The sequence below is a fragment of the Geobacter sp. genome (assembly GCF_030834625.1).
In the GTDB taxonomy this organism is placed as follows: Bacteria; Desulfobacterota; Desulfuromonadia; order Geobacterales; family Geobacteraceae; genus Geobacter.
Genome location: NZ_JAUQXO010000017.1, coordinates 40,831 through 54,989, shown reverse-complemented (window position 1 = coordinate 54,989; position 14,159 = coordinate 40,831). Strand labels below are relative to the sequence as shown.

At 61.1% G+C, this 14,159-nt stretch carries 14 protein-coding genes; 9 read left to right on the top strand and 5 right to left on the bottom strand.

The features are described from left to right. Positions 1-53 precede the first annotated feature (53 nt). Both RCH91_RS03685 and RCH91_RS03680 read left to right on the top strand, forming a co-directional pair. Positions 54-2,204 (top strand): bifunctional (p)ppGpp synthetase/guanosine-3',5'-bis(diphosphate) 3'-pyrophosphohydrolase, encoded by a 2,151-nt coding sequence (locus tag RCH91_RS03685; protein WP_306533195.1) that lies wholly within the window; start codon positions 54-56, stop codon positions 2,202-2,204. Positions 2,205-2,228: 24 nt separating this feature from the next. Continuing rightward, a complete protein-coding gene (locus RCH91_RS03680) occupies positions 2,229-2,606 on the top strand; it encodes a RidA family protein (RefSeq protein WP_306533194.1) in 378 nt (125 codons plus the stop codon). A gap of 172 nt (positions 2,607-2,778) precedes the next feature. Here RCH91_RS03680 and rpmB read toward each other — a convergent pair whose 3' ends face one another. Continuing rightward, positions 2,779-2,970: a 50S ribosomal protein L28 gene (gene rpmB / locus RCH91_RS03675; RefSeq protein ID WP_306533193.1), complete on the bottom strand. Its 192-nt coding sequence runs from the start codon at positions 2,968-2,970 to the stop codon at positions 2,779-2,781. 91 nt (positions 2,971-3,061) lie between these two features. On the opposite strand from rpmB, the gene RCH91_RS03670 reads away from it, so the two are divergent. After that, positions 3,062-3,673: a YdcF family protein gene (locus tag RCH91_RS03670; protein ID WP_306533192.1), complete on the top strand. Its 612-nt coding sequence runs from the start codon at positions 3,062-3,064 to the stop codon at positions 3,671-3,673. A 25-nt stretch (positions 3,674-3,698) separates the two neighbouring features. Here RCH91_RS03670 and metG read toward each other — a convergent pair whose 3' ends face one another. The 4 genes from metG to tmk are packed head-to-tail and all read right to left on the bottom strand — an operon-like array spanning position 3,699 to position 7,874. Continuing rightward, positions 3,699-5,234 carry a methionine--tRNA ligase gene (gene metG / locus RCH91_RS03665; RefSeq protein ID WP_306533191.1) on the bottom strand — a complete coding sequence of 512 codons (1,536 nt, stop codon included), beginning with the start codon at positions 5,232-5,234 and terminating at the stop codon, positions 3,699-3,701. After that, a complete protein-coding gene (gene ricT, locus RCH91_RS03660; protein WP_306533190.1) occupies positions 5,231-6,232 on the bottom strand; it encodes a stage 0 sporulation family protein in 1,002 nt (333 codons plus the stop codon). The genes metG and ricT overlap by 4 nt, the downstream gene beginning before the upstream one ends. A 29-nt stretch (positions 6,233-6,261) precedes the next feature. Beyond that, the gene (gene holB / locus RCH91_RS03655; RefSeq protein ID WP_306533189.1) at positions 6,262-7,218 is read right to left on the bottom strand and encodes a DNA polymerase III subunit delta'; all 957 of its coding nucleotides are present in this window, start codon (positions 7,216-7,218) and stop codon (positions 6,262-6,264) included. 2 nt (positions 7,219-7,220) lie between these two features. Next, positions 7,221-7,874 (bottom strand): dTMP kinase, encoded by a 654-nt coding sequence (tmk, locus tag RCH91_RS03650; protein WP_306533187.1) that lies wholly within the window; start codon positions 7,872-7,874, stop codon positions 7,221-7,223. Between the two features lie 133 nt (positions 7,875-8,007). On the opposite strand from tmk, the gene rnc reads away from it, so the two are divergent. The 6 genes from rnc to RCH91_RS03620 all read left to right on the top strand — a co-directional run bounded on the left by rnc (position 8,008) and on the right by RCH91_RS03620 (position 14,159). Continuing rightward, entirely contained in the window at positions 8,008-8,754 is a 747-nt protein-coding gene (rnc, locus tag RCH91_RS03645) for a ribonuclease III (RefSeq protein WP_306533186.1), read from the top strand. Then, a complete protein-coding gene (locus RCH91_RS03640) occupies positions 8,751-9,794 on the top strand; it encodes an elongator complex protein 3 (RefSeq protein WP_306533185.1) in 1,044 nt (347 codons plus the stop codon). Before rnc ends, RCH91_RS03640 begins: the two co-directional genes overlap by 4 nt. 29 nt (positions 9,795-9,823) lie before the next feature. Beyond that, positions 9,824-10,720: a GTPase Era gene (gene era / locus RCH91_RS03635; RefSeq protein WP_306533183.1), complete on the top strand. Its 897-nt coding sequence runs from the start codon at positions 9,824-9,826 to the stop codon at positions 10,718-10,720. Then, complete coding sequence (der, locus tag RCH91_RS03630) at positions 10,717-12,036, top strand: ribosome biogenesis GTPase Der (RefSeq protein ID WP_306533182.1); 1,320 nt, start codon at positions 10,717-10,719, stop codon at positions 12,034-12,036. The genes era and der overlap by 4 nt, the downstream gene beginning before the upstream one ends. 84 nt (positions 12,037-12,120) lie before the next feature. Further along, on the top strand, positions 12,121-13,797 hold the full coding sequence (locus tag RCH91_RS03625) for a response regulator (RefSeq protein ID WP_306533250.1): 1,677 nt from the start codon (positions 12,121-12,123) through the stop codon (positions 13,795-13,797). Then, complete coding sequence (locus tag RCH91_RS03620; RefSeq protein ID WP_306533180.1) at positions 13,794-14,159, top strand: response regulator; 366 nt, start codon at positions 13,794-13,796, stop codon at positions 14,157-14,159. The genes RCH91_RS03625 and RCH91_RS03620 overlap by 4 nt, the downstream gene beginning before the upstream one ends.

Here is a 14,159-nt window from a genome sequence, read left to right as displayed (position 1 = left end):
CTGACCACAGGGGCAGAAGCGTGAAGCTTCCGCCCTTTTTTTGTCTTTTTTCTATGATCAGACTTAACGATATCCTCGACAAGGTTGGTTCCTATAACCCCGCCCCGGATCTGGATATGGTCCGCAAGGCCTACGTCTATTGCGCCAAGGTTCATCAGGGGCAGACCCGGCTATCGGGCGAGCCGTACCTGGTTCATCCCATGGAGGTGGCGGGACTCCTGGCCGACCTCAGGCTCGATGTCCCGACGGTGGTGACGGGGCTTCTCCATGATACGATCGAAGACACCCTGACCACCCGTGAGGAGCTGGAGGGGATGTTCGGCGCCGAAGTGGCCAACCTCGTCGAAGGCGTCACCAAAATCAGCAAGATTCACTTCAAGACCAAGGAAGAGAGTCAGGCGGAGAACTTTCGCAAGATGCTCCTCGCCATGGCTAATGACATCCGGGTCATCCTCGTCAAGCTGGCTGACCGCCTCCACAATATGCGGACCCTTCAGTATCAGCCCGAGCCCAAACAGCGCTCCATCGCCCGCGAAACCCTCGACATCTACGCTCCCATCGCAAACCGCCTCGGCATTTCCTGGATCAAGAGCGAGTTGGAGGATCTTTCCTTCCGGTATCTTGAGCCCCAGGTCTATTACGACCTCGCTTCTAAGGTGACCAAGAAGAAAAAGGAGCGGGAGAGCTACGTTGATGAGGTGCGGAAGATCATCGTCGACAAGCTCGTGGAGCACGAGATTAAGGGCGATGTCTTTGGCCGGAGCAAACATCTCTACTCCATCTGGCGCAAGATGCAGAGCCGCAGCGTGGATATCGACCAGATCTACGACCTGATTGCCATCCGCATCATGGTGAACGACATCCGCGAATGCTACGAGGTGCTGGGCATCATCCATTCCACCTGGAAACCGATCCCCGGCCGCTTCAAGGACTATATCGCCATGCCCAAGGGGAACATGTATCAGTCGCTTCATACGACGGTCATCGGTCCCCATGGCGAGCGGATGGAGGTTCAGATCCGCACCTCCGAGATGCACAGGGTGGCGGAGGCGGGGATCGCGGCCCACTGGAAGTACAAAGAGGGGAAAGGGTACGACGAGAAGGAGGTGAAACGTTTCGCCTGGCTTCGCCAACTCCTCGAATGGCAGCAGGAGCTCGAGGACTCCCATGAGTTCATGAGCACCGTCAAGGTTGAGCTCTTCCCCGAGGAAGTCTATGTGTTCACACCGAACGGCGACGTAAAGAGTTTCCCCAAGGGGTCGACACCCATTGACTTCGCCTACACCATCCACACCGACTTGGGCCACCGTTGCGTCGGCGCCAAGGTGAACGGCAAGCTCGTGCCCCTCAAGTACGAGCTCAAGAACGGCGACATCGTCGAGGTCATCACCTCCCCCCACCACACCCCCAGCAAGGACTGGCTCAAGATCGTCAAGAGTTCCCGGGCGCGAAACAAGATCCGGGCCTGGATCAAGACCGAGGAGCGGGTCCGGAGCATCTCCCTCGGCAAGGAGATAATGGAGAAGGAGTTCCGCCGCTTCTCCCTGAACCTGAACAAGCTCCAGAAGTCGGGGGAGCTGAAGAGGGTTGCCACGGAATTCGGCTATGTGGGCGACGACGACCTCATGGCCGCCGTCGGCTACGGCAAGCTCTCCTGCAACCAGGTGCTCGGCAAGCTGATACCCGAGGAGAAGCTCGCCGAGCGGCAGGATCTGAAGGAATCACGGATCGGCAAGGCCCTCGGCAAACTGACGGGAAAATCCACGAGCGCCATTCAGATTGGCGGCGTGGAGGATGTTCTCGTTCGCTTCGGCAAGTGTTGCAATCCGGTTCCCGGAGACGACATCGTCGGTTTCATTACTCGGGGGAGGGGGGTGACAGTGCATACTGTCGACTGTCCGATAGCCCTGGAGAACGATCCCGAACGGCGGATTGCCGTTGACTGGAACCGGGAGCGCAAGGCTGCCCTGCCGGTGAAGATCAGGGTTTCCTGTCACGATCAGAAGGGGATTCTTGCCAACATAACCCTGGCCATCACCAACTGCGAGGCGAACATATCCAGTGCCTCGATTCAGAGCACCGTGGACCGGCGGGGGGTAAACATATTCGAGGTTGACGTCACGAGCCTTGAGCACCTGAACCGGGTCATGAACAATATCATGAAGGTCAACGGCGTCACCCATGTTGAGCGGATGAAGAACTAGCAAAGCTGTGAGGAGACGTGTGTTATGAAGGAGATTGTTTCCACTGACAAGGCGCCCAAGGCGATCGGACCCTATTCCCAGGCGGTGAAGGCGGGGGGCTTTCTGTTCCTCTCTGGCCAGATACCGCTCGACCCTGCAACCGGCGAGTTTGTGGCAGGGGAGATCAGGGAGCAGACCGAACGGGTCTTGGAAAATATTGCGGCGGTGCTGGCCGAGGCTGGCGTCGGGTTCGACGCCGTCGTCAAGACGACAATCTTTCTGACCGATCTGGCCAATTTCGGTGCGGTGAACGAGGTGTACGGGAGCCGTTTTTCCGCTGCTCCGCCGGCTCGTTCGACGGTGGAGGTGAAGGGACTTCCCCGCGGAGCGCTCGTGGAGATCGAGGTGCTTGCCCTCTGCTGACAGGTGCTGGCCCTATACGATTCGTTTCGTGCGGAGATGTGGTCGGGAAGGCGGGGTGGATTGCCGGAGATGATCATACAATGACAAAAGCCGCACGCGTGGATGCGTTGCGGCTGAGTCATTTGTTGGGTGCAGCGTAAGGATGTCCGAGGGGCACTGCGCCCCCCGGCTCTTAAAGGGCCTTGGTAACGTGGCCGGAGCGGATGCAGCGGGTGCAAACCTTGATGGTCTGGATGCTGCCGTTCCTGACGGCCTTCACCTTTTGCAGGTTCGGGTACCACGTGGTACGGGTCTTGTTGTTGGCGTGGCTGACGTTGTTACCGAAACTGGGACCTTTGCCGCAGACTTCACATTTTCTCGACATGGCTCTACTCCCTCTCTCTGGTTTCTGAAGCTTTCTCTTATAGCAGACGATACCTGATGATGCAAGTGAAATGTTTTGATAAGGTGGTGCAATGGCGCTCTTTTTCCGTGGTCTGTTTTCGATTCTCGTGATTTTCCTGGTTGTGGTTGCAGTTCTCTTTGTTGACTTCGCCTACAAGACCTTTTCCGTACGGCAGCGCGACATCCATGCTGATGCCATAGTGGTTCTTGCTGGTGGGCGGGGGAGGGTGGAAGAGGGGGTGCGTCTTTTCCGGGAGAAGAAGGGGGACTACCTCTTCCTGATCGGGGTTGACCCCGTGGTGCGGAAGCAGGATTTGTTCCGGGATCGGGAAGGGGAGGCACTTGCCGACCGGGTATTCCTGGAGAAGGCGTCGCGTAACACCCTTGAAAACGCCCTCTACGGCCGGGAAATCATCGCCCGGAAGGATGTCCGTTCCATCCTTCTCATCACCTCCCGCTACCATATGAAGCGGGCAACTCTTATCTTCCGGAACACGCTCCCCCGGGACATCGCCATCTACCCCTATCCGGTTGATACGAAAAATCTCAAGGAGGCGTGGTGGAGTGACCGGGGTAGTTTCCGACTACTTTTCAGCGAGTTCTACAAGTACTGCCTGTTCAGGTTCTTTTTTGTGTTTGCTTCGGGAGAGTTGAGAACGCAAGCGATGGGAAACGGACAGTAGGGGCTCGAAAGCCCCTCGCGTCATTCTATTGCCGTTCTTCCTTGTCCTCGATCCGCGGGAACAGCGCCTCTGCCTTGGTGATTCGCGTGCTGGGGACGAGCTTCCCCCAGGCCAGGTCTTCTTCCTTGGGCGCTTCGGTCCATCCAAGATAACCGAGGGCCTTGGCCGCAGTGCGCGGCATGAAAGCCGACAGCAGCAGATGCACGACCCGTTGGGCCTCCAGGAGGGTGTACATGATGGTGCCGAGCCGCTCCTTCTGAGCCGGGTCCTTGGCTAGGGTCCAGGGGGCGCTCTCGTCGATGTATTTGTTGCCGGCGGAGATTACCTCCCAGATCGCCTGGAGTGCCTTGCTGAAGGCAAGCTCGTCCATGCATGCATCGAGTTGCGTAACCATCGTCTCGGTCTTGGCGCGGAAAGCTGCGTCCAGGTCGGTCATGGTGCCAGGCTGGGGGAGAACACCATCAAAGTACTTGTTCACCATGGCTGTGGAGCGGTTGAGGAGGTTCCCCAGGTCGTTGGCCAGGTCCGAGTTGATGCGGTGGACGAGGGCTGCGTGGGAGAAGTCGCCGTCAAGGCCGAAAGGAACCTCCCGCAGGAGGAAATAGCGGACAGCGTCGATGCCGTACTTGTCCACAAGCATGTTGGGTTCCACAACGTTCTGGAGGCTCTTGCTCATCTTTTGCCCCTCAACGGTCCACCAGCCGTGGGCAAAGACCTTCTTCGGCACTGGAAGTCCGGCAGCCATGAGGAAGGTGGGCCAATAAACCGCGTGGAAGCGGAGAATGTCCTTGCCGAGGAGATGGGCGTCAACGGGCCAGTATTTCGCGTACTCCCCCGTCTGCTCCGGGTAGCCGAGGGCAGTGATGTAGTTGGTGAGGGCATCGAACCATACGTAGATCACGTGCCGCTCGTTCCCTGGCACCGGGATCCCCCAGTTGAAGGAGGTGCGGGATACGGAGAGGTCGCGGAGCCCTTCCTTGACGAAGGAGATGATCTCGTTGCGCCGGCTCTTTGGCTGGATGAAGTCGGGGTTCGCCTCGATGTGGGCCAGGAGTTGCTCCTGGTACTTGCTCATCCGGAAGAAGTAGGACTCTTCCTTGAGCTTCTCAACGACCCGGTTGCAGTCGGGGCACTTGCCGTCGATGAGCTGGGTTTCGGTCCAGAAGGTTTCGCAGGGGGTGCAGTACCAGTCCTCGTACTCGCCGAGATAGATGTCTCCCTTTGCCATGACCTCCTGAAAGAGGTGGGTAACCCCCTTCTTGTGGCGCTCCTGGGTGGTGCGGATGAAGTCGGTGTAGGCAATATCGAGCTTCTCCCAGAGGGCCTGGAAGCGCTTCACCACCCGGTCGGCCAGCTCCAGCGGGGTCTCGCCGGCTGCGTTGGCTGCCTTCTCCACTTTCTGGCCGTGTTCGTCGGTGCCGGTAAGGAAGAAGACCTCGTATCCTTTAAGCCGCTTGTAGCGGGCCAGGACATCGGCGGCAAGGGTCGTGTACGCATGGCCGATGTGCGGTACGTCGTTAACGTAGTAGATGGGGGTCGTGACATAGAACGTTCGGCTCATTTCGGCTCCTTTTTATCCTTGTCTCTGCCTTTGCCGCCGCGGCGGTCACGGCTTCCGCGGTCGTTCCGCTGCTGCTCCTGGTTTTTGGTGTTGTCGCGCTCCCGGGGTTTTTCCCGCCGTTCGGTGTCGGGGGCGTCCTTCTGATCCTTCTCCCGCTCCCTTGGGGCCCCCTCGCGGCGGGGAAGCTTGGGGCGTTCGGAGATATCCTCGGTCTTGATGTCCTCTCCCTTGAGCTCCACTACCCCGTCGTCGGTCTTGACAAGAACGGTCCCCTCCAGCACGTTCTGCTTGATGACTTCGCCCTCGGAATTGCCGCATTTCACCAGTTTACCGCACTTGGGGAGGCATTTCTTGAGGGAGCAGTAGGTTTCGTACTCGTAGCCGAGGCAGCAGAGCAGCCGCCCGCACTGACCGGAGATCTTTGTGGGGTTGAGGGCCAGATTCTGCTCCTTGGCCATCTTGACCGATACGGGCTCGAACTCACGCAGAAACGACGAGCAGCAGAGTTCGCGGCCGCAGATGCCGATGCCGCCGATCATCTTCGACTCGTCCCGGACGCCGATCTGGCGCATCTCGATGCGGGTGTGGAACTGGTGGGCCAGATCCTTGACCAGTTCCCGGAAATCGACCCGTCCGTCGGCGGTGAAGTAGAAAATTGCCTTGCTCCCGTCAAAGAGGTATTCCACCTTGACGAGTTTCATATCCATCCCCCGCTCCTTGATCTTGCGGAGGCAGAATCCGTGGGCTTCCTGTTCCCGGGTGGTGTTGCGGGCCGCCGAGGCGAGATCCGACGGCTCGGCAATCCGTATGACGCTTTTAAGCCCCTCCGGGGCGTGGGCCTCTTCGAACTCCCGCGGGGGGGTGACCACAGTGGCGATACTCCGCCCCCGTTCGGTTTCGACAATGACCTTGTCGCCCGGCTTGAGGTCTAACTCGCCGGCTCCGAAGTCGTAGAGTTTGCCGGCGATATGGAACTGGGCTTTAACAATCTTTACCACGCTATCCTCCGAAAATATGCAAACGGCATTCATCCCGCCAGACGCATCAGGAGCACGTCGAGGGTGAGCCGCGGGTTGGCGTTGCGCATGAGGGCCTGGCGGGCCTCCGTGGTGTGGTTGATCCGTTCGAGATTCCTCTCCCGGGACAGTCGAGCTGCTTCGTTTTCGAGGAGCGGCAGGATGTCGCGGTTGATCACGGCGTTGCTCCCTCCCTGAATGAGAAGGACGTCGCGCAAAAGCGATGTGAGCACTTCCAGTTGCTCCATGGCCTGTTCCCGGTCGGCGGCCATCTCTTCGGCGGCGGCGAAGAGGGAGGCGGTGTCGCTGAGGGAAAGGGTCCGGAGCCGCTCCAGAAGTCCTGCGCGATCAACCATTACCCCCTCGTCCTCCTCCAGGGCCTTTCCCAGGCTTCCGCCGGCAAGGGATGCGGTAAGGCGGGCGGCCGCCTGGTCCCGGCCCGCGGCGATGAGCTGTTCTTCGATGAGCCGCTCCGGAAGTGGCGCGAAGCGCAGCAACTGGCAGCGGGAACGGACCGTGGGGAGCACGCCATCCAGGTTCGTGGTGAGAAGTATCATCAGGGCGTTGCCCGGCGGTTCTTCCAGAGTCTTCAGGAGGGCGTTGCCGGCGGCAGGATTGAGCCGGTCCGCGTCCCTTATGATGCAGGCCTTCAACGGGGTCTCGATGGGGCGCAGTACCAGTTCCCGCTGGAGATCCCGGATCTGGTCGATCTTGATGAATGCCCCGTCGGGTTCCACCAGGTGGAGGTCGGGGTGCTGGAGAGTCGCCATCTTCCGGCAGGAGGGGCAGGTGCCGCACCCGTCATCCCGATCGCAGAAGGCCGCCTCCACGAAGGCGAGGGCCGTGGTTCGCTTGCCGCACCCCTCGATCCCCTCGAAGAGATAGGCGTGCGCCGTCTTGCCGGAACGGAGTGCGCGCCGCAGAACGTCGACGGGAGTATCCTGGCCGATGACACGGGAGAATGGCACGGTTACCTCCGGGCGGGGCTTGTGGGAAGGCGTGACATGATCGCTTCTGTGACGCGGACCTCGGTCTCTTCGATGCCGCGGCTGCCGTCCAGGACCACGAACCGTCGGGGCTCCGCTGCCGCCAGGGAGAGGAAGCCGTCCCTGATCCGCTCGTGGAAAAGGAGTGACTCCTGCTCGAACCGCTCCTCCCGGGCCGTGCTGGCGGCACTGATCCGGGCCATGGCCCGGGCGAGCCCCACCTCGACGGGGCAGTCGAGGATAATCGTCAGATCCGGCCTGATGCTGCCGGCGGCCAGGGTATTGAGCCGGGCGATCAGTTCCCGATCCAGGTTGCGGCCATATCCCTGGTAGGCAAGGGTGGAGTCGGTGAAGCGGTCGCAGAGGACAATCTTCCCCGCGGTCAGGGCCGGTTCGACCACTTCGGCCACATGCTGGGCCCGGGCCGCCCCATAGAGGAGGAGCTCCGTCATCGGCACCATGGTGCTGTTTCCTGCGTCGAGAAGTATTGCGCGGATGGCGTCGGCGATGGGACATCCGCCGGGCTCACGGGTTACCACGACCCCATGACCGGCAGCGGTCAGCCGCTCGGCGGCCAGTCGCAGCTGGGTCGACTTGCCACACCCCTCGATTCCTTCAAATGTGATAAAAAAACCCATAGGGGATGCATTGTCCTTCTGTTTCGTAAAAGCTGAATTATAGGGAAGTGACGGGTATAAATCAAGGCAAAAATCCCCGCCAAGTCGCATAATTATTGATAAATACGGCGGATTCGGGGTATAGTGTCTGCCTATGTGCAAGCCGGGCGAAGAGACCAAAAGTGAAGAGCAGTCGACGACGGATGAGCTGGAAAGCTCCATCAACTATCGCTTCGTGAATCGACAGCTCCTGGCCGAGGCCCTCACCCACCGCTCCTACGTGAATGAGCGTCGTGGGCACGAGAGGGTTCAGGATAATGAGCGCCTGGAATTCTTCGGCGATGCGGTTCTTGGCCTCCTAGTGGGGAAGATGCTTTTTACCCGATTTCCGGAGAGTCGCGAGGGGGTCCTCGCACGGATGAAGGCGTCGCTCGTGGATGAGGAGACCCTGGCGGGGCTTGCGGCAGCCATGGGACTCGGGCGCCATCTGCGTCTAGGGCGGGGCGAGGAGCGCAGCGGCGGCAGGGAACGACGGTCGCTCCTGGCAAACACCTACGAGGCACTCCTGGCCGCCGTCTATCTGGATGGAGGGAGCGAACCCGCAGAACGGATCGTGGAGCGGGACTTTGCCCCGCTTCTGGCCGGAATTGCCTCGGGCGCCTCGGGCCGTGACTTCAAGACCGACTTCCAGGAAGCTGCCCAGTCCCGTTTCGGCACGGCACCAACCTACGCGCTGATTGCCACGGACGGCCCTCCCCACGACCGACGCTTCACGGTGGCGGCCTTTGTGGGCTCGGAGCAGATGGGGGAGGGGAGCGGTCGGAGCAAGAAGGAGGCGGAGCAGGCGGCTGCCCGGGAATGCCTGGCGCGGCTCGCCGGCGGTGTCGGCGCCGAAGGATGAAGCCGCTTATCATCCCCTTTTTCATCTCCCACCAGGGGTGTCCCCACCAGTGCGTTTTCTGCGACCAGGAGCGGATCTCCGGTCAGAGCGCCGGGCTTCCGGAACCAAGCGGGATGGTGGGTACGATCGACCGCTTTGCCGCGTCGGGGGGCGGGAGGCCCCTGGAAGTGGCCTTCTACGGCGGCACCTTTACGAGCCTCCCGCGGATGGAGCAGGAACGGCTTCTGGAGCCGCTGCAACCCCTCCTGGCAACCGGGAGAATAACCCATGTTCGGCTCTCCACACGGCCCGATGCGGTTGACGGTGAGACGGCCCGCTTCCTCCGGGCCCGGGGGGTGACCACCGTGGAGCTGGGGGTCCAGTCCATGGATGACCGGGTTCTCGAAGCGGCCGGCAGGGGGCATACGGCGGCCCATGTGGAGCAGGCCTTCACCGGTCTGCGCGAGGCGGGCATCAGGGTTGGTGCCCAGCTCATGCCGGGGCTTCCCGGTGACACCTCGGAATCGCCCCTCGGGTCTCTCGAACGGGTGCTCGCCCTCTCCCCGGCGTTTCTGCGCATCTACCCAACGGTGGTGGTGGCAGGGACCCGGCTGGCCGATCTCTGGCGCAACGGCGCCTATGCCCCTCTTGGCCTGGATGATGCCGTCACCCTCTGCGCGGCCATGCTTCGCCGGTGTCTCGTTGCCGGGGTGCCGGTGATCCGCATCGGACTCCAACCGACGGAGGAACTGGAAAGGCCGGGAACTGTCCTGGCCGGTCCGTGGCACCCGGCGTTTCGCCAGCTGGTGGAAAGCGAGCTTTTCTACGGGCTCCTCGAGCGGCTGGCTGCGGGTGTCCCACCCGGTACCAGCGTGGAGGCGGTCTGTGCCCCCCAGCGGGTGTCCGACGTGGTGGGCCAGCGGCGGCGGAATCTCGCGCGCCTTGGGGAGCAGCATGGCGTTTCGGTGACGCGTGTCACCGGCAGCGACCGGCTGTCCCCCTATGATCTCGAAATTGTTTACGCCGGCGGCACCATTGCCGGAAACCTGGTTGGTGCGTAAAAACGCACGTTTCACGAAAGGAGTTACCCTTGTCAGATACACCGTTCCGATCCGGTTTCGTTTCCATCATCGGGCGCCCCAATGTGGGGAAGTCGACGCTTCTGAACCGGATCCTCGGGGAGAAGATCGTCATTACCTCGGACAAACCCCAGACGACCCGCAACCGCATCCAGGGAATCCATAACGTCCCCGGCGCCCAGATCGTCTTCATCGACACGCCGGGAATCCACCAGGCCCGGTCGCGTCTCAACAAATACATGGTTGAAGTCGCCCTCTCCTCCATCAGGGAGGTGGATCTTGTACTGTTCCTGGTGGAGGCGAATCAGAAGCCGGGTGAGCAGGAGCAGGAGATCATCGATGTTCTCGCCGGTACGACGGCACCGGTTTTTCTGGTCATCAACAAGGTGGATACGACGGAGAAGGGGGCGGTGCTGGAGCGGATCGCCGCTTACAAGGACCGCTACCCCTTCCGGGAGATCGTGCCGGTTTCGGCGCAGACGGGGGACGGGGTCGACCGACTCGTGGCGCTCGTGCGGGATGTCCTTCCCGAGGGACCGGTCTACTTCCCCGACGACATCCTGACCGATGTGCCGGAGCGCTTCATCGCTGCGGAGATCATCCGGGAGAAGGTCTTTCGCCTCACCCGCGACGAGGTTCCCTACGCCACCGCCGTGGAGGTGGACAGCTTCAAGGAGCGGGAAGACGGGGGGCTCGTCTCCATCGCCGCCACCATAACCGTGGAGCGGGATTCCCAGAAGGGGATCATCATCGGCAAGAAGGGGGCGATGCTCAAGCGGATCGGCTCGGCGGCCCGGGTCGAGATCGAGCACTTACTCAACACGAAGGTTTTTCTGGAGCTCTTCGTCCGGGTCCGCAAGGACTGGAGCGAAGATGCACGGATGCTGAAGGAGCTTGGATACACATGATGCCACTCGTTGCCATAGTCGGCCGCCCCAATGTGGGCAAATCGACCCTTTTCAACCGTCTCGTGGGGCGCCGCAAGGCCATCGTCGACGATATGCCCGGCGTCACCCGTGACCGGAACTACGAAACCGTCACCCGCTTCGACGTGCCGTTCATCCTGATCGACACCGGCGGTTTCGAGCCGGTGAGCCAGGACCGTCTGCTGCAGCAGATGCGGGAACAGTCCCAGTTGGCCATGGATGAGGCGGACGTCATCATCTTCCTCATGGACGGCCGGGCCGGGCTCACCCCCTCCGATGTGGAGGTGGTGGAAATGCTTCGCCGCGTGAAGAAGCCGGTCTTCTACGTGGTCAACAAGGTGGACGGCGAGAAGCTGGAGAACGACGCTGCCGATTTTTTCTCCCTGGGGGTCGGCACCCTCCACACCATCTCCGCCGAGCACAACCGGGGGGTGAACGACCTGATGGATGAAGTGGTGGCTGCCCTCCCCCAGGACTCGGCCCGTCCCGACGACGAGGAGATCACCAGAATCGCCGTGGTGGGGCGCCCCAACGTGGGGAAGTCGTCCCTGGTGAACCGGCTCCTCGGCTTCGAGCGGGTGGTGGCCAACCCCACTCCCGGCACCACGCGGGATTCCGTCGACACCCTGTTTGTCTCCAACAAGAAGCGTTACCTTCTCATCGACACGGCCGGCATCCGGCGCAAGGGGAAGACCACCCAGAAGCTGGAGAAGTACAGTGTGGTCGACAGCCTGCGCAGCATCGAGCGGGCCGACGTGGTCCTCATCGTCATCAATGCCGAAGAGGGGGTGACGGAGCAGGACGAGCGGATTGCGGGCTACGCCTACGAGGCGGGAAGGGCCTGTATCTTCGTAGTCAACAAGTGGGACAGCCTGGAGAAAAACAATACCACTCTCGGCAAGTTCGTGGACCAGATCAAAACCGAATTCAAGTATCTGGCATTTGCGCCGATAGTATTTGTATCGGCCAAAAGTGGGCAGCGGATCAACCGGATCATGGAGGAGGTGGATCGAGTCATGGTCCAATACACCAAGCGGGTCAGTACCGCCGACCTGAACCGGGTTTTCTCTGAAGCGGTGGAAACGCATCACGCGCCCCTTTCCCATGGTCGGCGGGTGAAGTTTTACTATGCCACCCAGGTGGGAACGAAGCCGCCGAAATTCGTCGTTTTCACCAATCAGCCGGAGGGGGTCCATTTTTCCTACGAGCGGTACCTGATCAACAAGTTCCGCGAGGCGTTCGATTTCACCGGCACCCCCCTGCACATCATCTTCCGGGGCCGGGATCGCCGGGAGTAAACGTACTTTACTTGGACAGGGCGAGTAGTTTATGATGAGCGCCGTTTTCACCGCTGTTTTTCGGACTTTTGTCCCTTTTTGCCCATGAGTCTCGTCGGGAGCCTAGAAGACCTGGGACTGGGTGAGATCCTTCAGATCCTCAGCCTCTCATGCAAGTCGGGGATCCTGCGGCTTCACAGCAGGGGACGGGAGGGAACGATTGTCTTCCGCCTCGGCCAGGTGATCCAGGCCGCCTCCAGCACCCTCCAGGAGAATATCGGCGAGGTCCTGATCCGCAAGGGAAAGCTCGATCTCGGGACCCTGCGGGCCGCGCTGGCACAGCAGGAACGTGAAGGATACCAGGAACGGCTCGGCTCGATCCTGGTGCGAAGCTTCGGTTTTCCTCTCTCGGCCATCGACGAGGTGGCGCGGGAGCAGGTGGAGCGGGTGGTCTACACGCTCTTCGCCTGGGCCGAAGGGACCTTCGAGTTCGAACTTCAGGACAATGTCGCCCCGGCCGGCACCATCAGGATGGATCCCCTCCAGTTCATGCTGGACCAGGGGCTTAATCCCCAGTTTCTGGCACTGGAAGGGGCCAGGGTCGTAGAGAAGGAGCAAAGGGCAGAGTCCCTTCGCGAGGTTGTGCCTCCCGTTGAGTTCTCCGAGGAACTCCTGAATGCGGCCTTCCAGCCCGTCCCTGTTCCTGATGTCCCGTCACCGACGGCGGCGGAGCGTGGCACCCTGATCCTCGTGGATGACGACGGGGCTACCCGCGATGCCCTGGGGGTGCTGCTCGAGCGCAATGGCTACCAGGTCATCTCCCTCTCCCGGAGCGACGAGGCATTCATCCAGATCGACTCCCTCTATCGGCGCGGCGAGCGACCCAGTGTTCTGGTGGACCTGATCATGCCGCGGATGGACGGATCGGGGATTCTCGGCGGGCTTGAGCTTCTGGAGCTTGTCTGGAACACCTTTCCCGATCTGCGGGTTCTGGTCATGTCGGACCACTACAATGGCGATGCCGTGCGGCGGGTGGGGGAGTTGGGGTATTCCCACATTCTCAAGCCGCGCCGGGCGCAGATCAGTGACCCCGTAACCATGGAGGATTTTGCTCCCTCGTTCCTGGCCGCCTTGGCGCGACTGGCGGGCGGTGCGGGGAGTTCAGCCCCGTCAGGGCTTATCAATCTGGGAGACGAGCTCCGTCTCGAGATGGGAGAGGAGTTCACGGGAACCGCCAAGGGGGGGAGCGACCCGGGCAGCGGTATGACCCTTTTGCGGGGGATGCTCGAGGAACTCCACGATCCGGCCCTCGGTGGTGGTATTACGCTGCTGGTCCTGCGCTTTGCCGCGGAGTTCATGGAGCGTGCTGTCATCTTCATGGTGACGGGGGGAGAGGTTGCCGGGCTTGGCCAGTTCGGCCTCGACGACCGAGGAGACGCCGCCGACCAACGGGTTCGGCTGCTTCGCATCCCCCGAGGGGAACCATCGCTTTTCACCGGGATACTCGAAGCCAGGCATCCGGCGGTGGTGCGGCCCGAACCCAACGAATGGAACCGGTACCTCTTCGACCGCCTTGGCGGCGGGGTGCCCCACGAGGTTTTTCTCGGACCGATTGTCAGCGAGGGAGAGGTGGTCGCCATCCTTTACGGTGACAACCATTCCGATAGAAAACCGATTGCCGGGACGGAGGCACTTGAGATCTTTCTGTCCCAGGCGGGTAGGGCCATGGAAATGGCGCTTCTGGAACGCAAACTTATGGACAGCAGTCGGGGTGCAATGTGAAAAAGATCCTCATAGCGGAAGACTCGTCAACCATGCGGTCGCTTCTCGTGGCGACCATCGAGTGCCTCGGCGGGTATCAGATCGTTGAGGCCGCGAGCGGATTCGAGGCCCTTCGGCTTCTGCCGCGGGAACCGGTTGACCTGATCATAACCGATATCAACATGCCCGACATCAACGGGCTGGAGCTTGTGAGTTTTGTGCGCGGGAGTGACAATTATAGGCACATTCCGCTTTTCATCATCTCCACCGAGGGGAGCGATCGCGACCGGGAAAAGGGGCTCGCCCTCGGGGCGAACGAGTACCTGGTGAAACCGTTCGATCCGGCTCGGCTGCAGGAGCTGATCGTGAAGTACACGTCCTGA

Bases quoted from the DNA above. Each gene is read 5' to 3' on its own strand.
- rpmB (WP_306533193.1), bottom strand. From the start codon at position 2,970: ATGTCGAGAAAATGTGAAGTCTGCGGCAAAGGTCCCAGTTTCGGTAAC.
- RCH91_RS03685 (WP_306533195.1), top strand. From the start codon at position 54: ATGATCAGACTTAACGATATCCTCGACAAGGTTGGTTCCTATAACCCC.
- RCH91_RS03640 (WP_306533185.1), top strand. From the start codon at position 8,751: ATGAAGCCGCTTATCATCCCCTTTTTCATCTCCCACCAGGGGTGTCCC.
- RCH91_RS03625 (WP_306533250.1), top strand. From the start codon at position 12,121: ATGAGTCTCGTCGGGAGCCTAGAAGACCTGGGACTGGGTGAGATCCTT.
- rnc (WP_306533186.1), top strand. From the start codon at position 8,008: ATGTGCAAGCCGGGCGAAGAGACCAAAAGTGAAGAGCAGTCGACGACG.
- RCH91_RS03680 (WP_306533194.1), top strand. From the start codon at position 2,229: ATGAAGGAGATTGTTTCCACTGACAAGGCGCCCAAGGCGATCGGACCC.
- der (WP_306533182.1), top strand. From the start codon at position 10,717: ATGATGCCACTCGTTGCCATAGTCGGCCGCCCCAATGTGGGCAAATCG.
- RCH91_RS03670 (WP_306533192.1), top strand. From the start codon at position 3,062: ATGGCGCTCTTTTTCCGTGGTCTGTTTTCGATTCTCGTGATTTTCCTG.
- metG (WP_306533191.1), bottom strand. From the start codon at position 5,234: ATGAGCCGAACGTTCTATGTCACGACCCCCATCTACTACGTTAACGAC.
- tmk (WP_306533187.1), bottom strand. From the start codon at position 7,874: ATGGGTTTTTTTATCACATTTGAAGGAATCGAGGGGTGTGGCAAGTCG.